The organism is Micromonospora sp. NPDC005194 (genome assembly GCF_040608335.1).
GTDB lineage: Bacteria > Actinomycetota > Actinomycetes > Mycobacteriales > Micromonosporaceae > Micromonospora.
This window is the reverse complement of sequence record NZ_JBEXIA010000002.1, coordinates 53,197-71,473: the sequence shown is the minus strand read 5'-3', so window position 1 is coordinate 71,473 and position 18,277 is coordinate 53,197. Positions and strand designations below refer to the sequence as shown.

Genomic DNA, 18,277 nt, shown 5'->3' with positions numbered 1-18,277 from the left:
CCATGAGCGACGAGGACCTGTGGCGGGTGCTGCGTGGCATCGCCGACATGCCGTACGGGGCGGGGCAGATCGCCGCGCTGGAGCAACTGCTGCGCCGGGTCGACGCCGCCGACGACCGGCACCTCGCCTTCGTCACCCGGATGCAGGCCACCACCGGGTACGTCTACGGCGGTGAGCCGGCGAAGTCGTTCGTGACCTTCTCCTGGTGCCTGTCCGAGTTCGACCGCGACCCGCAGCCCTACCACCAGCGCCACCTGCACCAGTTGCTGTGGCACTTCAAGTACATGGTGTCCGGCCTGCTGAAGTTCCCCGAGGTGCCGCTGGACCGCACGTACGCGGTGCTCGACGACATGGAGCGGCGTTACCGGGCCGGCGGGCACAGCCTGCAGACCGTCCACAAGCACCGGTTCCGGGTCGCCGACCACGTGGGCGACGCCGAGGCCGCCGCGCACTGGTACCGGCTCTGGCAGACCACACCCCGCGACGAGCTGTCCGACTGCGCCGGCTGTGACCCGACGAGTCAGGTGGGCTACCTCGCCGACACCGGGCGGGACGCCGAGGCGGTGGCACTTGCCGAGCCGGTGCTCGCCGGCAGACTGACCTGCACCGAGCAGCCGCAGGCGATCCTCACGGCGCTCCTTCTGCCCTATCTGCGTACCGGCCGAGGTGAGTCGGCGCGCGACGCGCACCGGGAGGCGTACCGCAAGCTGCGCGGCAACCTCGCCGACCTGTGGGACATCGGCGACCACATCGAGTTCTGCACGCTGACCGGCAACGAGGCGCGGGCGGTCGAGCTGGTCGAGCGGCACCTGGACTGGCTGGACCGGCCGCCGTCGCCGGCCGCCGCCATGCACTTCGCGGCGACCGCCGCGGCCGCGCTGCGTCAGGCTGGTGCGGCGACGGTGTACCGCCGGGCCGCCGAGGGCCGGCCGGCCGCCGAGGTGCCCGCGCCGACGCTGGCCGACGAGCTGGCCGGGACCGCGACCGCGCTGGCCGCCCGCTTCGACGCCCGCAACGGCACCACGCACCAGTCGGAGTGGATCGCCCGCCGGCTCGCCGTCCGGCCCAGTGGCGAGCACCTGCCGCTCTCCGCGAGCGTCCGCCGCCGTCCGGCCGATCCAACCGTCGCGCTCGGTGCGGGCATGCCCGCGTCCGTCGACCGAGGTGGCCGGGATCGGGCCGAGGCGCCCGCCGTCACCCTGCCCGCCGAGGCCGACGCGGACGAGCTGCTGACCCTCGCCGAGGAGAGCTGGGGCCGACACGACCGGGCCACGTTCCAGGCGGCGCTGGCCGCGTGCGACGACCGGTTCGGCTCCGCCGACCTGCCGGCGCGTACGGTCGCGCACCGGCTGGCGCTGCGGGCCGCCGAGCGCGGCGACGAGGACGACATCGAGGGCGCGGTCGAGTTGAACCGGGCGGCGCTGGACCTGTACCGCTCGGCGGGCGAGGAGGTGCCCGCCCAGGTGGTCGCCGGGCGGCTCGGCGTGCTGCTGACCAGGGACGACGAGCACGCCGAGGAGGGGCTCGCGCTGGTTCGGGAGGCCGCCGAGGTGCTGGACCGGCTCGGTGACGCCCGGCAGCGGGCCGCGGGGCACGACCGGCTGGCGTTGGCGCTGCTGCACCAGCAACGATGGGCGGACGCCCTCGCGGCGCTGGACCGGGCACCGGCCGACGCGGGTGGCGACCGGCACCTGGCGGCTCGGATCGCGCTGCACCGGGCACACCTGCTGGAGCAGTCCGACCGCGTCGACGAGGCCCGCGCCGCCGCCGAGGAGGCTCGCGGCATTGGTCGTGAGCTGGGCATCGGTGAACTGCTCACGGCGGCCTGCCTGGCCTGGGCGCGGACGGTCGACGACCCGGCGGAGGCGGTGGCCGCCTGCGACGAGGCGCTGCGGGTGGCGCCGGCGGACGCGGAGCTGCCCGTCCGGGTCGCCCGCGCGCGGGCGCTGCTCTCCGCCGGTCGGCCCGCCGACGCGGTGGACGATTTCGTCGAGGCGGTGACGCTCTGCGTGGAGCGCGGCGCCGAGGGGGACGCGTTCCTGCGCTGGGAGCTGGCGAACGCGTACCGGATGGTGGGCCGGCTCGCCGAGGCGGCCGAGGTCGCCGAGGAGGCCGTGCTCGGCCTGGACCGGCTGGGCGCCCAGGCGGAGGCCGACCGCTGTCGGCACCTGCTGGCCGGCGTGTACGCCGGGCTCGGCGAGATCGATCCGGCGCTGGCCCTGCTGGAGCAGTTGTCCACCAACCTGGACGGCCCGGACAACCTCCCGCACCGGGCGCAGGTGCTGGAGGAGGCCGGCGGGATCCTCTACGACGCCGACCGGGACGCGGTTGCCGCCGAGCGGTTCGCCGCCGCCGCCACGGCGTACCGGCTGGCCGACCTGCCGTTGGACGAGCTGCGTGCCCGCCGGAGGGAGGCGTACGCCTGGTTCTGGTCCGACGACCGACCGGCGGCGGTCCGGACCATCGAGCTGGTGGACGGGTTGGCGGCCGCGTTGGCCGGGCAGCCGGAGCCGGAGCCGCCGGTGACGTACGAGCTGGCGATGGCGGCCGAGGCCGGTGCGCGGGTGTTGGTCGGGGAGGGGCGGCCGGACGAGGCGCTGAACCGGCTCGCCGGGGTGCCGGACCGGCTCCGGTCGATCGAGGCGTTCGGCGAGGCGGCCCAGGTCGAGATTCTCGTCGGTGAGCTGCTGCTGCGCCTGGACCGGCCGGCCGAGGCGGAGCCGCTGCTGCGCCGCGTACTCGGTGGGCTCCCGGCCGGCTCGCGGCCGGTCCGCCAGACGGCCTGGCTGCTGGCCCGCGCCCTGGACCTGCTGGATCGACCCACGGAGGCCGCCGCGCTGCGCGCGGAGCACGACCTCGACCCGGACGAGTAGACCTCTTCCCCGACCGGTCGGCCCCCGCCCGAGCGGGGGCCGACCGGTGGCGTGGCGCACGCAACCGACCGGTAACCGCCGCCCCACCGCGGTCGGCTCGCGGTCTACGCTTGCCCCGTGACGGTGGAACAGCAGGCACGGGGTGCGGCGGGTGCGGGCCGGCGCCGGTCCCGCAAGGACGAGATCCTGGAGATCGCGGTCGGTCTGTTCGCCGCCCGTGGCTATCACGGCGTGTCGATGGACGACATCGGTGCGGCAGCCGGGGTGACCGGCCCCGCGCTCTACCACCACTTCGCCGGCAAGGAGGCCATGCTGGCCGCCGCGCTGATCCCGGTCAGCGAGGGGCTGTTGGCCGGCGGCCGGGAACGCGCCGCCGGGCATCCGGACGACCCGCGCAGCGCGCTGGAGTCGCTGATCGACTTCCACGTCGAGTTCGCGCTGGCCAACCCGGCGGTGATCGCACTGCACCTGCACGAGCTGGACCGCCTGCCGGAGGAGCCGCGACGACGGATCCGCCGCCTGCAGCGGATGTACGTCGAGGAGTGGGTGACGGTGCTGACCGCGCTGCACCCGGGCATGCCCGACGGTGAGGCGCGGGTGCTGGCGCACGCCGCGTTCGGCCTGATGAACTCGACCCCGTTCCTGGGCGGCGAGGTGGACCGTCGGCGTCGCGCCGAGCTGCTGCGCGGCGCCACCCTGGCCGCGCTGCTCGCCTGAGCCCTGGCCGCGCTGCTCGCCTGAGCCCCGGCTCGTCAGGAGTGGGCCGGTCGTGGTTCCCTGGCATCGTCCCACCATCCGGACGCCGGGAGGAAACATGATCGAGTCACTGCTGGTCGCCAATCGGGGCGAGATCGCCCGCCGGGTCATCCGGACCGCCAAGCGGCTCGGCATCCGCGCGATCGCGGTGTACTCGGAGGCCGACGCCGACCTGCCCTTCGTCGCCGAGGCGGACGAGGCCGTTCTCATCGGCCCGCCGAACCCGGCCCAGAGCTACCGCAACGTCGAGGCGATCCTCGCCGCCGCGAAGTCGACCGGCGCACAGGCCATCCACCCCGGCTACGGGTTCCTGTCGGAGAACGCCGAGTTCGCCCGTACCGTCGAGGCGAGCGGGCTGATCTGGGTCGGGCCCGGCGCGGACGCGATCACCGCGATGGGCGACAAGATCAATGCCCGGAACCTGATGGCGGCGGCCGGCGTCCCGGTCGCGCCCGGCACCACCGACCCGGCCGCCGACCTGGACGCGGCGGTCGCCGCCGCTGCGGAGATCGGCTACCCGGTGATGGTCAAGGCCGCCGCGGGTGGCGGGGGCATGGGCATGGGCGTGGCCGTCGACGAGGCAGCGCTGCGCTCCGAGTACGACAAGGTGCGCGCGTTCGCCGAGCGGATGTTCGGTGACGGCTCGGTGTTGATCGAGCGGTACTTCCCCCGGGTGCGCCACGTGGAGGTGCAGATCCTCGGCCTGGCCGACGGTCGGGTGGTGGCGCTCGGCGAACGGGAGTGCTCGGTGCAGCGGCGCAACCAGAAGCTGGTCGAGGAGTCGCCGTCCCCGGCGGTCTCGCCGGAGCTGCGGCAGCGTTTCCTGGCCGCGGCGGTGCGCGCCGGTGAGGCCGTGGGTTACCGCAACGCGGGAACTGTCGAGTGTCTGCTCGACCCGACCACGAACGAGTTCTTCTTCCTGGAGATGAACACGCGGTTGCAGGTGGAGCACCCGGTGACCGAGTACGTCTACGGGATCGACCTGGTGGAGGAGCAGTTGCGGGTGGCGTCCGGGCTGGCGCCGACGTTCGACCCGGACGCGTTGACGCCGAGCGGGCACGCGATCGAGATGCGGATCAACGCGGAGGATCCGAAGCGCTTCCTGCCCGGCCCCGGCGTGGTGAAGACCTGGGTGGAGCCCACGGGTGCGGGCGTCCGGGTGGATTCCGGCTACACCGGCGGCAACACGGTCACCCCGTTCTACGACAGCCTGATGGCCAAGCTGATCGTCAGCGGCGACACCCGCGAAGAGGCGTTGGAGCGCGCGAAGGCGGCGGTGGCCGCCTTCCAGATCGAAGGCCCGAAGAACAACCTCCCCTTCTTCGCCGAGCTGCTGGAGAACGAGGAGTTCCTCAGCGGCGCGTACGACACCGGCATCGTCTCCCGCATGCGCTGACCCCGACGTCATCGTTGATCAAGAGGTTCGCGTCAGGATTTCGGTCCCGGATGACGCGAACCTCTTGATCGACACTGGGGGGTGGCATGCTGGGAGAACCCCAGCACAGCTCTGTCACAGTGAGGTGACCCCTTGGCTGAACTGCCAGATTTCGTGTCGATTCGTGAGGTCGGGCCGCGGGACGGGCTGCAGAACGAGGAGCCGATTCCCGTCGACGCGAAGGTGCGGCTGCTCGACGCGCTCTCCGGCACCGGCGTACGCCGGATCGAGGCGGTGTCGTTCGTGCACCCGTTGGCGATCCCGCAGATGGCCGACGCCGACGAGGTGTGGCGGCGGGCCACGAAGGCCGACGGGGTGCGCTACTCGGCGCTGGTGCCGAACACCCGGGGCGCGCAGCGGGCCCTGGCCGCCGGGTTCACCGAGATCGAGGTGGTGGTGTCGGCCAGCGACACGCACAACCGGCGCAACGTCAACCGCTCGACCGACGAGTCGTTGGACGACATCGCCGAGCTGATCGACCTCCTGCACGGGGCGTCCGCGCGGGTCGAGGTGATCGTGGCGACCAGCTTCGGGTGCCCGTACGAGGGGGACATCGACCCGTGGCGGGTCGCCGGCATCGTCGACCGCGTGGTCCGCGACGGCGCGGACCGGGTGGCGTTCGGCGACACGACCGGCATGGCCACTCCGCGTCGGGTCCGTGACCTGCTGACCGCGGTACGCGACCGCAACGCGCACGTGCCGGTGCTGCTGCACTTCCACAACACCCGGGGTACGGCGCTGGCCAACCTGCTGACCGCGCTGGAGCTGGGGGTGACCGAGTTCGACGCCAGCGTCGGCGGCCTGGGCGGCTGCCCGTACGCCCCGGGGGCCAGTGGCAACCTCGCCACCGAGGAGGCCGTGCACATGCTGCACGACATGGGCGTCGACACCGGCATCGACCTGGCTGCCCTGATCGAGGTGGCCGAGCTGGCCGAGGAGCTGCTCGGCAAGAAGCTTCCGTCCGGTGTGCTGCGGGCGGGCCCGCGTACCCGGCTGACGCCGACGCCGAGCTGAGGACGCGACGAAGGGGCCGGCGAACACGCCGGCCCCTTCGTTCGTGCCAGGTCGGTCAGCTCACCGGGGTGAGCACGCTCGGCCAGCTGTCCCGGAAGATGTCCGCGCTGCGGCCGGTGCTGCGCTCGGTGGCGCTGAGGGTGCCGGCGAAGAGGCTGCTCACCCGGTTCGCCTCGGCGGTGCTCGGGTACGGGTTGGTGCAGCTGGTGCCGGCGCTGCCGCCGGACATCAGGATCGCGCAGTTGCCGTTGTAGTTGTCCGGCAGGCCGAGGATGTGCCCGATCTCGTGGGTCATGATCCGCAGCGGGCTGTACTGCGCCGCCTGCTGGGTGTCGATGTAGACCCGGCCGTTGCCGAGGCTGGTCCGCACGGCGTAGGAGCCGCCGCCGGTGATCTGGTAGATCCGCAGGTTGGAGCCGCAGTTCGCGGTAAGCGTCAGGTTCGTGGTGGCGTTGTTCCAGATCGAGGCGGCCTGGTTGGCGGTGCCGGCGTAGGCGCCTGCCTGGCTGGTGTTGTAGCAGATGGTCATTGCGGCGGACGCGGGCGCGGGGTTGGCGACCGTGACGCCGAGCGTGGCAACTGCCGTCGCGACAAACGCGACGGCGAGCCGACCGAGTCGTGAGGTCATCGCTGACTCCTATCCGGGAGGGGGTGCCAGGAGCCTATCCACAGAGATTAATAGATTTCAATGTTTCGTTCGAAGAAGCGTCGGTCGGTCGTGGGTCGCCGGGAGGTGCGCGAATGCGATAGCCTAACGATCGTTCAGGTCAGTACGGGCGAGGGAGTCGGCGTGACGCTCGACGGTGAGGCGCTGGAGCAACTGCGCAAGCGGGCCCGGTCCGGCGGCGCGGACAAGTACCACGCGGCCAACGAGGCCAAGGGCAAGCTCTTCGCCCGCGAACGCGTCGCGCTGCTGGTCGACGAGGGTTCGTTCGTCGAGGACGGCCTCTACGCCAACGCGCTCGCCGACGGGCTGCCCGCCGACGGCGTGGTCACCGGCACCGCCACGATCGACGGGCGGCAGGTCTGCCTGATGGCCAACGACTCCACCGTCAAGGCCGGCAGTTGGGGCGCCCGGACCGTCGAGAAGATCATCCGGATCATCGAGCGGGCGTACGGCGCCGGCGTGCCGATGGTCTACCTGGTCGACTCCGCCGGCGCCCGGATCACCGACCAGGTCGACCTCTTCCCCGGCCGGCGTGGCGCCGGCAAGATCTTCTGGAACCAGGTCCGCGCCTCGGGTTCGATCCCGCAGGTCTGCGCGCTGTTCGGCCCGAGCGCCGCCGGTGGGGCGTACATTCCGGCGTTCTGCGACGTGGTCGCCATGGTCGACGGCAACGCGAGCATGTATCTCGGCTCCGACCGGATGGTCGAGATGGTCACCGGGGAGAAGACCACCCTGGAGGCGATGGGCGGCGCCAAGGTGCACACCGCCGAGTCCGGCGTCGGGCACTTCCTCTGCAAGACCGAGGCCGACGCGCTCGACGTGGTGAAGACCTACCTGTCGTACCTGCCCGCGAACTGGACCCAGGCGCCGCCGGCCGCGCCGGCGGTCGCCGCGCCCGCGAAGGCCGACCTGGCCGCGCTCGTGCCGGCCAGCGAGCGGCAGGCGTTCGACATGCGGCGGTACGTCAAGGGCCTGCTCGACGAGGGTTCCTTCTTCGAGATCCAGGCGCTGTGGGCCAAGGAGCTGACCATCGGGTTCGGCCGCCTCGACGGCCAGGTCGTCGGCGTGCTCGGCAACAACTCGATGTTCAAGGGCGGCGTGCTCTTCGTCGACTCGGCCGACAAGGCGACCCGGTTCGTGCAGCTCTGCGACGCGTTCAACGTGCCGCTGCTCTTCCTCAGCGACGTACCCGGCTTCATGGTCGGCAGCGCCGTGGAGAAGCAGGGCATCATCCGGCACGGCGCCAAGATGATCACCGCCATCTCCGAGGCGACCGTCCCGAAGATCTGCGTGGTGGTCCGCAAGGCGTACGGCGCCGGCCTGTACGCGATGGCCGGCCCCGGCTTCGAGCCGGACGCGACAATCGCGCTGCCCAGCGCGAAGATCGCGGTGATGGGCGCCGAGGCCGCCGTGAACGCCGTCTACGCCAACAAGATCGCGGCGATCGAGGACGCGGACGAGCGGGCCGCCTTCGTGGCCGCCAAGCGGGCCGAGTACGAGCAGGACATCGACGTCGTCCGGCTCGCCAGCGAGCTGGTGGTGGATGCCATCGTCGAGCCGCACGACCTGCGTGGCGAGCTGGTCCGCCGCTTCGCCGCCGCGCGTACCAAGGACCGGCACTTCTCCCGGCGTCGGCACGGCGTGACCCCGGTCTGACCCTCGCCCCACCCCCACAGCGATCCGCCCGCGGCGTCACGAGCGCCGGGGCGGCCGTCCACACAGGAGGATGAGATGGACTTCCGGCTCACCGACGAACAAACGGCGCTGCGGGAGAGCGTGCGGGACTTCGCCCGCGAGGTGGTCGCCCCGGTCATCGCCGAGCACTACGAGCAGCACACCTTCCCGTACGAGGTGATCCGGCAGATGGGCAAGATGGGCCTGTTCGGCCTGCCCTTCGGCGAGGAGCACGGCGGGATGGGCGGCAACTACTTCGCGCTGTGTCTGGCCCTGGAGGAGCTGGCCCGGGTCGACTCCAGCGTCGCGATCACGCTGGAGGCGGCGGTCTCGCTCGGCGCGATGCCGATCTACCGCTTCGGCACCGAGGAGCAGAAGGCCACCTGGCTGCCGAAGCTGCTCAGCGGCGAGGCGCTGGCGGGCTTCGGGCTCACCGAGCCGGGCACCGGATCCGACGCCGCCGGCACCCAGACGCGCGCCGTGCTGGACGGCGACGAGTGGGTGATCAACGGGTCGAAGGCGTTCATCACCAACTCGGGGACCGACATCACGGCCCTGGTCACCGTCACCGCCGTGACCGGCACCAACGCGGACGGCTCCAAGGAGCTGTCGACGATCATCGTGCCGACCGGTACGCCCGGATTCACGGTGGCCCCTGGTTACTCCAAGGTCGGGTGGACCGCCTCGGACACCCACGAGTTGACCTTCGACGACTGTCGGGTGCCCGCGGCCAACCTCCTCGGTGCCCGCGGCCGAGGGTTCGCCCAGTTCCTGCGGATCCTCGACGAGGGCCGGATCGCGATCGCCGCACTGGCCGTCGGCCTCGCCCAGGGCTGCGTCGACGAGTCGATCAAGTACGCGCAGGAGCGGGAGGCGTTCGGCCGCCCGATCGGCGCCAACCAGGCCATCCAGTTCAAGATCGCCGACATGGAGCTGAAGGCGCACACCGCCCGGCTGGCCTACTACGACGCCGCCGCCCGGATGCTGGCCGGTGAGCCGTTCAAGCGACAGGCCGCCATCGCGAAGCTGCACGCGAGCACCATCGCGGTGGACAACGCCCGCGAGGCGACCCAGATCCACGGCGGGTACGGCTTCATGAACGAGTACCCGGTCGCCCGGTTCTGGCGGGACTCCAAGATCCTGGAAATCGGCGAGGGCACCAGCGAGGTGCAGCGCATGATCATCGCCCGCGACCTGGGTCTCTGAACCACCCACACCACACCTGGACGCGGCCCGGTCCCGCTCCGCCTCTCCCTGCCCGCCACCGGCCGGCCGTCTGCCGTCGGCCGGCCGTTCGACGCCGGCTTGCTGTCTGACGCCGGCTTGCCGTCGTGGGCCGGCCAGCCGTTCGGCTGTCGGATTTTCGGCGAGCGGACGTCGGCAGACCGACGTTCGACTGCCGATGGTCGGAGTCGATCCGTACTCTTCGTGGCCATGACTCCGGAGCATGATCGGTCGCGGAGCCCGGCCGGTCGTAGCGGGCTGCCGGAACTGCTGCGTGCGCACCGGCGCGCGGCCGGCCTGACTCAGGCGGAGCTGGCGTCCCGTGCCGGGGTCGGCGTGCGGACGGTGCGGGACCTGGAGCGCGGCCGGTCGGTCCGGCCGCAGCGCACCACCGTCGAGTTGCTGGCCACGGCGTTGGAGTTGGCCGGCGCGACCCGGGCGGCGTTCCTGGCGACGGCCCGCGGCGCCGCCGGCGGTGAGTCGCCCCGGCCGGACGTCATCTCGGGCACGCTCGGGGTTGGCGCCGGTGTCACGTCGACAGCCGGAGCCGCCCGGGCCGCCGCTCGGGTGGCACTCCCCCCACCGGTAGCCCTGATCGGCCGCGACCGCGACGTCACCGAGCTGGCCGGAATGCTGACCGCGGAACGCGGCCCCCGACTGGTGAGCCTGGTCGGGCTGGCCGGGGTCGGCAAGACCGCGCTCGCGCTCGCCGTTGCCCACGCAGCCGCCCGCGCACATCCGGGCGGTGTGGCCGGCGTGCTGGTCGGCGAGGGCTCGGACGGACCGGACGTGCTCGCCGCCACGATGACCGTCCTCGGCGCGGCCCGGCTGCCGGAACTCGTCGCCCGGCTCGCCGGCCGGCCGGCACTCCTGGTCATGGACGCGGTCGAGCGCGCACCCGGCCCGGTGGCCGAGACCCTGCACCGGCTGGGCATCGTGCTGCCGTCGTTGCGGGTGCTGGTCACCGGACGGCACCCGGTCGGGCTGCCCGGTGAACGGGTCTGGCCGGTAGCCCCGCTCGAGGTGCCGCCGCCGGACGCCGAGCACTCCGGGCCGGCCACGCTCGGCTCGTGGCCGGCGGTCGCGCTGTTCACCGCGCGGCTCGCCCAGGTCCGTCGGGAGCCGCCGACTCCGGACGAGCTGCCGGCGTTGGCCGCCCTGATCCGTCGGCTGGGCGGCCTGCCGCTGGCCATCGAGCTGATGGCCGCCCGGGGCCGGCTGCTCGACCTCACCGAACTGCTCGATCGGTACGGCGATCGCGTGCTCGACCTGACCACCTCGGCCGACCCGGCGGCCCGTAACCGCTGGGACGGGCCGGAGGCGGCCACCCGCCGCCCGTATGCCACCGATGCCACCCGGGCGGCGGTGGCGGTGACCCTGCGGGACGCGGTGGCGACCAGCTACCGCCTGCTCGCGCCGGATGAGCGCGACGCGCTGCGGCGGCTTGCCATGTTCGGCAACCGGTGGTCGGTGGAGCTGGCCGAGGAGATGCTCGCCGACGAGGCCGACCGGGACGGTACGGTCGCCATCGATCCGGTCCCGCTGCTGGACCGCCTCGTCGAGCTCGGCCTGCTGAGCGTTCGCGGCACCGGGCCGTTCCGGTTCCGCCTGCTCGACGCGGTTCGTGACTTCGCCATCGAGCAGGCCGTGGGCAGTGGTGAGCTGACCTGCGTACGGCGTCGGCATGCGGAGGTGGTCGCCCGCCTCGTGGCGCGGACCGCCTCCGACCTGGCCGGCCCCCGGATGCTCGACGCGGTGCACCGGCTCGACGAGGTGAGCAGCGACATCAGCACGGCGCTGGCCCACGCGGCCACCGACGACCCGCTGACCGCGCTCCGTCTGGCGGCCTGCCTGCCCCGTTGGTGGCGCTTCCGGGGGCGCGATGTCGCCGGGCGGCAGTGGCTGCGGCGGTTGCTGGCCGACCCCCGAACCGCGGACGCGGACCCGATCCTTCGCGGCTGGGCCAGCCTCGGGGTGGCCCGGCTCGCCGCCGAGCACGGTGCCGAGGTCGACGAGTTGCCGACGGCGCGGGCCGCGTTGGAGGCGTTCCGACAGGCCGGCGACGTGACCGGCGAGCTGGAGGCGCGCAGCGTGCTCGGCGCGCTGCTGACCACCGTCGGCGGGCACGACGAGGCCCGGGAGCAGGCCGAGGCGGTGCTCCGGCTCGCCGCCCGCAACGGGCGGACCCGGGAGCTGGCGGTGGCGCAGAACAGCCTCGCCTGGCACGAGATCCGCATCGGTGACCTGGGCGCGGCACGCCGTCGGCTGGCTGCCGTGGACCGGCTCGCCGCCGAGGGCGGTGAGCAGCGGTTGCGGGTGTTGGCCTGGGCCAACCGGGCCGAGGTGTCCCGCCTGGAGGGCCGGTACGCCGATGCCGTCGACCAGGGCCGGCGCGCGGCGTCGGCACTGTTCGAGTTGGGTGACCCGGGGCATCGACGGCGGGTGCTCGGGACGGTCGGATTGGCGCTCGCGCAGGACGGGCGTGCCACGGAGGCGACCGAGGTGCTGACCGAGCTGCGCGCGGGGGGCGCCGAGGCGACAGTTGTCGTGCCGGGCCAGCAGTGGGTGGAGCGGGTCGGACTCCCGCGACCGCGCTCGGACGACACGGTGTTGTCCTGGGGCGGGCCGGAGGCGGGTATCTGTGCGCTGATCGAGGGGAACCTGGCACTGCACCGGGGTGACCGGGAACTGGCGGCCGAGTGGTTCGCCGCCGCTGCCGAGGCCGGTCACGATCGGCGGGACGTGGTGGAGGCGCTGGTGGGCCTCGCCGCGAGCACGTCGGACCCGGCGGTTCTCGATCGTCTCGACCGGGTCTGCGAGGAGAGTGGCATCCGGTTGCTGCCGCAGGAGTCCGGGCTGCTCTATGCGCTGATGGCCGCGCGGGGCGGGTCCGTCGAGCGCTAGTTGGGCGCCCGTCGGTGGCCGGCCCGATGGAGAGTGGCGCGAGCGAAGAGCCCCCTTGGTGCTACCCCTCGCTGTTCGCCCGCGCCGTCACCCCCCGGTGATTCCCCGGTGGACGAAAGCCTGCCACCGCTGCCGGGGTGGAAGGTGCTCTTCAAGAGGTTTGTCCGGTCTGCAAAGTCAGTTCTGCCGGTCTTTCTGCCGGTGCTGCCGGCACCCGCCGCACGCCTCGGTCGACCGCCCGGACGTCGCCCCGACACGGCTCGACCGCCGCCGGTGACCCGGGTGGCCGCCGTCGGTGAGGTCGGGCGGCCACGGTCGGTCAGGCCCGGGTGTCAGCGGTCAGGCCGGGTCGCAGTCGTCGGCCACTTCCTGGTCGGTGCTGCCGGCGGTGGCACCGGGATGGACGGCGTCCCGCACTCGGCGCAGGCCGTCGAGCAGTGCCGCCAGAGCCTCGGGGTCGAGCTGGCCGGTGAACCACTGCTCGATGATCCGCAGATGGCCGGGCAGCGTCTCGTCGAGCCGCTGCATGCCGGCCGCGGTGACCACCGCGTACGAGCTGCGGCGATCGTTCGGGCAGGCTCGGCGGGTGAGCAGCCCGTCGCGTTCCATCCGGTCCACCACACGGGTCACCCCGCTGGTGGACAGTGACGTCTGCGCGGCGAGGTCGGTCATCCGCAGCTGGTTACCGGGTGAGCGGGCCAGTCGAGTGATCACCTCGAACTCGACCGTGGAGAGGTCGTGCTCCTCGAGTTGGGCGGCGAACCGGGCCGAGAGCCCGGCGTGGACCTCGTAGAGGAGGCCAACCGCGGTGATCCGGGGGTCGTCGAACACGTTGGTCACTCGTTAACCCTACCAGTCCTTGACAGAGGGAATGTTGTTGCGGTTATATTTGCTCAAGCAGTCGTTGGGCTACTAAACAATCTTCTGGAGGACACCAGCATGACCAGCAGCATCGATGCGGTTACCCGCGACTGGGACGGCCTCACCATCCCGACGGCCGGCACCTACGTGCTGGACGCGGCGCACAAGCGGGTCGGCTTCGTCGCCCGGCACATGATGGTGAGCAAGGTCCGCGGTGAGTTCAAGGAGGCGACCGCCACCATCACCGTCGCCGAGGACCCGCTGCAGTCCTCGGTCGTCGCCACCATCCAGGGTGCCAGCATCGACACCACCCAGGGCGACCGGGACGCGCACCTGCGCAGCCCCGAGTTCCTGGACGTCGAGAAGTACCCGACCCTGGAGTTCCGCAGCACCGGCGTCAAGTCCCGCCGCGGCAACGAGTTCGTGCTCACCGGTGAGCTGACCATCAAGGACGTCACCCGTCCGGTGGAGCTGGAGGTCGAGTTCGAGGGCGTGGGTCGCAGCCCGTTCGGCCAGGACATCTTCGGCTTCTCCGCGAGCACCGAGATCGACCGCGAGGAGTTCGGCCTGACCTGGAACGTCACCCTGGAGACCGGTGGCGTGCTGGTCGGCAAGAAGATCAAGATCGAGATCGAGGGCGAGGCCGTCCGCCAGGCCTGATCCCACGGATCACCGGTACGCCGGGCCCGCGCCGCACGTCGGCGCGGGCCCGGCGTCGTCCGTACCGAGCGCGTGTGAATTGTCACGACTTGTTGGCACCGCCACGGGGTCCGGCGCGGCAGCGACGGGGTAGAGATGGCGCCGCGAGCGCATCCGCTCCGGCCAGCGTCGGATCACCGTCGTCGGCCTCTGGCCCTGGCCAGGCGAGCGCTCTTAACGTGGATGGTTCACAATGCGCTTTCCGGGACGGCAGGATCCCGACCGCGCCGGTTGTCGGGAGGACACATGGGCAGGGACGTCTCGCAGGGCGCCTTCACCCGGGAGGACCGCGTCCGCTACCGGCAGAAGGTCCGGCGGTGTCTGGACGTCTTCGCCCTGATGCTCGACGACTTCGGGTTCGACGCCGACCGGCCGATGACCGGCCTGGAGATCGAGCTGAACCTGGTCGACTCGCGGGCCGAGCCGGCGATGCGCAACGAGGAGATCCTCGCCGACATCGCCGATCCGCTGTTCCAGACCGAGCTGGGGCAGTTCAACCTGGAGTTGAACGCCGAACCCCGACTGATCGAGGGCGCCGGTCTCGCCGACTACGAACACGACCTGCGCAGCAGCCTCACCCGGGCCGACGAGCGCGCGGCCAAGTCCGACGCGAAGATCGTCCTGGTCGGCATTCTGCCCACCCTCACCGAGGGTCACCTGGTCGAGGACAATCTCTCCACCAACGAGCGCTACCGGGTGCTCAACGACCAGATCGTCGGCGCCCGGGGCGAGGCCATCGAACTCGACATCCGTGGCGTCGAGCAGTTGCAGACGCACACCGACTCGATCGCCCCCGAGGCGGCCTGCACGAGTCTCCAGTTCCACATCCAGGTCGCGCCGGACAGCTTCGCCGACTACTGGAACGCGTCCCAGGCCATCGCCGGTGTGCAGGTGGCGGTCGGAGCGAACTCGCCCTTCCTGTACGGCCGCCAACTCTGGGCCGAAACCCGGATCGCCCTGTTCAAGCAGGCCACCGACACCCGCCCGGAAGAACTCAAGGCTCAGGGCGTACGCCCCCGGGTCTGGTTCGGTGAGCGGTGGATCACCTCGATCTTCGACCTGTTCGAGGAGAACGTGCGGTACTTCCCGCCGCTGCTGCCGATCTGCGAGGACGAGGACCCGGTGGAGGTGCTGCACGCCGGCGGAGTGCCCCAACTGGGCGAGCTGCGGCTGCACAACGGCACCGTCTACCGCTGGAACCGCCCGGTCTACGACATCATGAACGGCCGCCCGCACCTGCGGGTGGAAAATCGCGTGTTGCCCGCCGGTCCGACGGTGGTGGACATGCTGGCCAACGCGGCCTTCTACTTCGGGCTGGTCCGTGGCCTGGCCGAGGCGGACCGGCCGATCTGGAGTCAGCTCACCTTCAGCTCGGCCGAGGAGAACTTCCACGCGGCGGCCCGACGTGGTCTGGACGCCGTGCTGCACTGGCCCCGGTTCGGTGACGTACCGGTCACCAAGCTGGTGCTGGAGCAGTTGCTGCCCGTCGCCGCGACCGGCCTGGACGGGTTCGGCGTCGACCCGGCGCAGCGGGACCGGCTGCTCGGCATCATCGAGCAACGCTGTCGTACCGGCCGCAACGGCGCCGTCTGGCAGACCGAGGCGGTCTGGGCGGCGGAGCGCCACCGGGGCATGGACCGCAGCGCCGCCCTGCACCACATGGTGCAGCGCTACGCGGAACTCCAGCGCTCCAACGAACCGGTCCACACCTGGCCCGTCGACTGAGCGCAACCCGCCGGCGGGGTCGGACCGGGAGTCAGTCGGTGGGGCGGGTGCTCCTCCGGGGCGGACGGGCACGCCGGGGTGCCGGGTCCTCGGTCGGCCCGGTGGTGGCGGGTTCGGCCAGAGCCGTGTCGTCCGGGGACGGCCGAGGCGTCGGTACCCGGGGTGCGGCGTTCGCGTCGCCCGACCGGGCCTCCGACCTGGTCACCGGCGACGTGGTCCTGCCGCGCCGAGGCGCCGTACCGGTCGAGGTGTCCGTCGCCGGCCCGTCGCCGTCCGGCCCAGCGCCGGTCGCCCGGCCACCGGGAGTCGGTACGGTCGCGCCGGCCGAGGTGCTGCCGATCCGAGCGCCCGGGCGGGTGGTCGGATCGGGCTCCATCGGGGCGGTCGGTGCGGGCTGCGTGCCGGCGGCGGCTGACCGTCGGTGGGCAACGCGCCTGCGGCCGGCCCGCTCGGCGAGGACGGCGGCCAGCACCGAGCCGCCGACACCGGCGATCACCGCGTACGGGGCGATGAGCTGGGTGGAGAACTGTGCGGGCCCCAGCGTGACCCAGCGCGGCACCGTGGTCAGGTAGGCGAGCGCGACGAGCAGCGGACCGGCCGCGCCGGAGGCCGCCGCGCCGATCCGGTGCCCGTCCGACCGCGCGGCGCCCCGAGCGGCGAGCGCACCGATCAGGAACGCGGGTACGAGCGCCAGCAGCGCGCCGGGCCAGTAGAGCTGGCCCCCGATCCAGTACCGCGCGTGGTCCGGGTCGAGCTGCCAGGTGCCGAGCTGAGCGCCGGTGAGCCCGCGCCCGACGCGTACCCCGTCGATGACCGAGACCACCGCGAGCAGCCAGAGCCAGGCGGCCGTCGCGGTGACGTTCAGCGCGGCGGTGCGGGAGCGCAGCGCCCAGAGCGCGACGAACACGCCGATCAGAATGCCCAGCACCGCGTGCAGGGCGGCGACCCGTTGCGGCGTGCCGCTGTCGGCACCCGCGGCGACCCGGGCCGGTACGGCGACCAGCAGCACGGTGACCAGTCCACCGAGCCCGGCGCCGAGCGCCAGCGACAGCCTGCGGAACAGGCCGCCGGGCTCGTCGGGCGGCGTGTCGGCCACCGGTGCCGCTCGATCGACCGCCGAGGGCGGCCGGGCCCGCGCCGCGTCGGCGCCCTCGACCCGGGCCGGCGTTCCCTCTTCGAGCGCCGCCGGCTGCGGCAGAGCCGTCTCGGTCGCCGGGGCGGGTGCCGTCGGCTCGGCGCCGGTGGCCGGCTGGTCAACCGCTGGGGGTACGGCACGCTGGTGCAGTCGCTGCGCGCAGACCGCGCCGAGCACTGTCGAGCTGGCGGCGAGCCAGCTGGCCCAGGCGAGGCCATCCGCCCAGGCCGTGTCGTTGGCCCCGGCGTCGGTGGGCGTCCAGGTGATGACGCCGAGCCCGTAGCCGAAGCCGAGCTGCGCGGCGCCCGCGCCGGCAGCGACCCCGATCGCCGTCACGATCGATACTCCCCAGCCCCGTCTGGCCATGCCGGGCAGCGTAACGTCCCGTCGTCGGTGCGGCGAGTCGTGGTGACCCGCCGGTATGGACCGTCGGCACAACGTGATGGGCGGCTAACGGTACGGTCGCCGGTGATGAGGCGGTGGGCGGTATGACGGACGCGAACACGGGTCGGCAGGATTCCGCCGGCGGCCAGGCCGGCGGCGGTGGAAGCCGGGCCAGCGTGCTGCTCGGTGGCGGGCTGGTCGCGGTGCTGCTGGCCGTGGTCGGTGCGACAGGTGGCTGGCTGCTGGCCGGCGACGATGGCGAATCTCCGGCGAACCCGCAGGCGGTGGCCACCACGGCCGGTACGCCGACCGGCCGGGCCACCTCGTCCCGGCCGACCACCGGCCGGACCACGCCGTCCGCCCCACGGACGACCGCCTCCACGACGAAGGGGACCGGGCTGACCGTGCCACCGGTGGTCGGCGCCGACTTCGTGCAGGCCCGCGAGATGCTGCGTAAGCAGCGGTTGGGCTGGCGTCTGGTCTTCGGCGGCGGCACCGGCCGCACGGTGGAGAGCGCCTCGCCGGCCGTGGGCACCGAGGTGGCCCGGGGCACCACTGTCCAGCTCCAGGTGGCCGGTCCGGCCCCCGCCGCCGAGGTGCCGGACGTGGTCGGCGACGACTGCGCCGAGGCCGCCGATGAGCTGGTCGAGGAGGGGCTCTACCCGCGTTACCGCAGTGGGCGCAGCGGGAAGGTCAGCCGGCAGGAGCCGGCCGAGGACGGCCCGGCCCGCTGGAACGACGAGGTGAGCATCTGGTGCGGGGCGGCGCCCCCGCCGAGCCAGCCGACCGTGAAGCCCACCCTCTGACCCGCACCGCTTGCGGCGTCGACGCACCCGGCCTGGCCCGTCGGACACCAGCTGACCCGACTGCGGCACGCGGCTCGCGGCACCGATACCGGCCGATGTCGACGTGGGCGGTTAGGTTGA

At 72.8% G+C, this 18,277-nt stretch carries 13 protein-coding genes; 10 read left to right on the top strand and 3 right to left on the bottom strand.

The genetic code is table 11. The features are described 5' to 3' along the window. Window positions 1-2 precede the first annotated feature (2 nt). The 4 genes from ABZU53_RS01910 (at window position 3) to ABZU53_RS01895 (ending at window position 6,078) form a co-directional block, all read left to right on the top strand. A complete protein-coding gene (locus ABZU53_RS01910) occupies window positions 3-2,873 on the top strand; it encodes a hypothetical protein (protein ID WP_355063300.1) in 2,871 nt (956 codons plus the stop codon). Between the two features lie 117 nt (window positions 2,874-2,990). After that, on the top strand, window positions 2,991-3,590 hold the full coding sequence (locus tag ABZU53_RS01905; protein WP_355063298.1) for a TetR/AcrR family transcriptional regulator: 600 nt from the start codon (window positions 2,991-2,993) through the stop codon (window positions 3,588-3,590). 97 nt (window positions 3,591-3,687) lie between these two features. Then, window positions 3,688-5,025, top strand: coding sequence for a biotin carboxylase N-terminal domain-containing protein (locus ABZU53_RS01900; protein ID WP_355063296.1), 1,338 nt, complete (start codon window positions 3,688-3,690; stop codon window positions 5,023-5,025). Between the two features lie 132 nt (window positions 5,026-5,157). Further along, window positions 5,158-6,078, top strand: coding sequence for a hydroxymethylglutaryl-CoA lyase (locus tag ABZU53_RS01895; RefSeq protein WP_355063294.1), 921 nt, complete (start codon window positions 5,158-5,160; stop codon window positions 6,076-6,078). A 55-nt stretch (window positions 6,079-6,133) separates the two neighbouring features. Here ABZU53_RS01895 and ABZU53_RS01890 read toward each other — a convergent pair whose 3' ends face one another. Beyond that, on the bottom strand, window positions 6,134-6,706 hold the full coding sequence (locus tag ABZU53_RS01890; RefSeq protein ID WP_355063292.1) for a snapalysin family zinc-dependent metalloprotease: 573 nt from the start codon (window positions 6,704-6,706) through the stop codon (window positions 6,134-6,136). 162 nt (window positions 6,707-6,868) lie between these two features. On the opposite strand from ABZU53_RS01890, the gene ABZU53_RS01885 reads away from it, so the two are divergent. The 3 genes from ABZU53_RS01885 (at window position 6,869) to ABZU53_RS01875 (ending at window position 12,547) form a co-directional block, all read left to right on the top strand. Beyond that, complete coding sequence (locus ABZU53_RS01885) at window positions 6,869-8,401, top strand: acyl-CoA carboxylase subunit beta (protein WP_355063290.1); 1,533 nt, start codon at window positions 6,869-6,871, stop codon at window positions 8,399-8,401. 75 nt (window positions 8,402-8,476) lie between these two features. Further along, window positions 8,477-9,625 carry an acyl-CoA dehydrogenase family protein gene (locus ABZU53_RS01880; RefSeq protein ID WP_355063288.1) on the top strand — a complete coding sequence of 383 codons (1,149 nt, stop codon included), beginning with the start codon at window positions 8,477-8,479 and terminating at the stop codon, window positions 9,623-9,625. Between the two features lie 228 nt (window positions 9,626-9,853). Next, window positions 9,854-12,547: a helix-turn-helix domain-containing protein gene (locus tag ABZU53_RS01875; protein ID WP_355063286.1), complete on the top strand. Its 2,694-nt coding sequence runs from the start codon at window positions 9,854-9,856 to the stop codon at window positions 12,545-12,547. A 339-nt stretch (window positions 12,548-12,886) separates the two neighbouring features. On the opposite strand, the gene ABZU53_RS01870 is transcribed toward ABZU53_RS01875, so the two are convergent. Beyond that, window positions 12,887-13,387: a MarR family transcriptional regulator gene (locus ABZU53_RS01870; protein ID WP_354854913.1), complete on the bottom strand. Its 501-nt coding sequence runs from the start codon at window positions 13,385-13,387 to the stop codon at window positions 12,887-12,889. 99 nt (window positions 13,388-13,486) lie between these two features. On the opposite strand from ABZU53_RS01870, the gene ABZU53_RS01865 reads away from it, so the two are divergent. Together ABZU53_RS01865 and ABZU53_RS01860 are read left to right on the top strand one after the other, a co-directional pair. Then, a complete protein-coding gene (locus tag ABZU53_RS01865; RefSeq protein WP_354854915.1) occupies window positions 13,487-14,068 on the top strand; it encodes a YceI family protein in 582 nt (193 codons plus the stop codon). 285 nt (window positions 14,069-14,353) lie between these two features. Beyond that, entirely contained in the window at window positions 14,354-15,832 is a 1,479-nt protein-coding gene (locus ABZU53_RS01860; protein WP_354854917.1) for a glutamate--cysteine ligase, read from the top strand. Between the two features lie 31 nt (window positions 15,833-15,863). On the opposite strand, the gene ABZU53_RS01855 is transcribed toward ABZU53_RS01860, so the two are convergent. Next, window positions 15,864-17,333 carry a hypothetical protein gene (locus tag ABZU53_RS01855; RefSeq protein ID WP_354854919.1) on the bottom strand — a complete coding sequence of 490 codons (1,470 nt, stop codon included), beginning with the start codon at window positions 17,331-17,333 and terminating at the stop codon, window positions 15,864-15,866. Window positions 17,334-17,455: 122 nt separating this feature from the next. Here ABZU53_RS01855 and ABZU53_RS01850 point away from each other — a divergent pair, with 122 nt between their 5' ends. Continuing rightward, window positions 17,456-18,157 (top strand): PASTA domain-containing protein, encoded by a 702-nt coding sequence (locus tag ABZU53_RS01850; protein WP_355063284.1) that lies wholly within the window; start codon window positions 17,456-17,458, stop codon window positions 18,155-18,157. The last annotated feature ends 120 nt before the right edge of the window (window positions 18,158-18,277 follow it).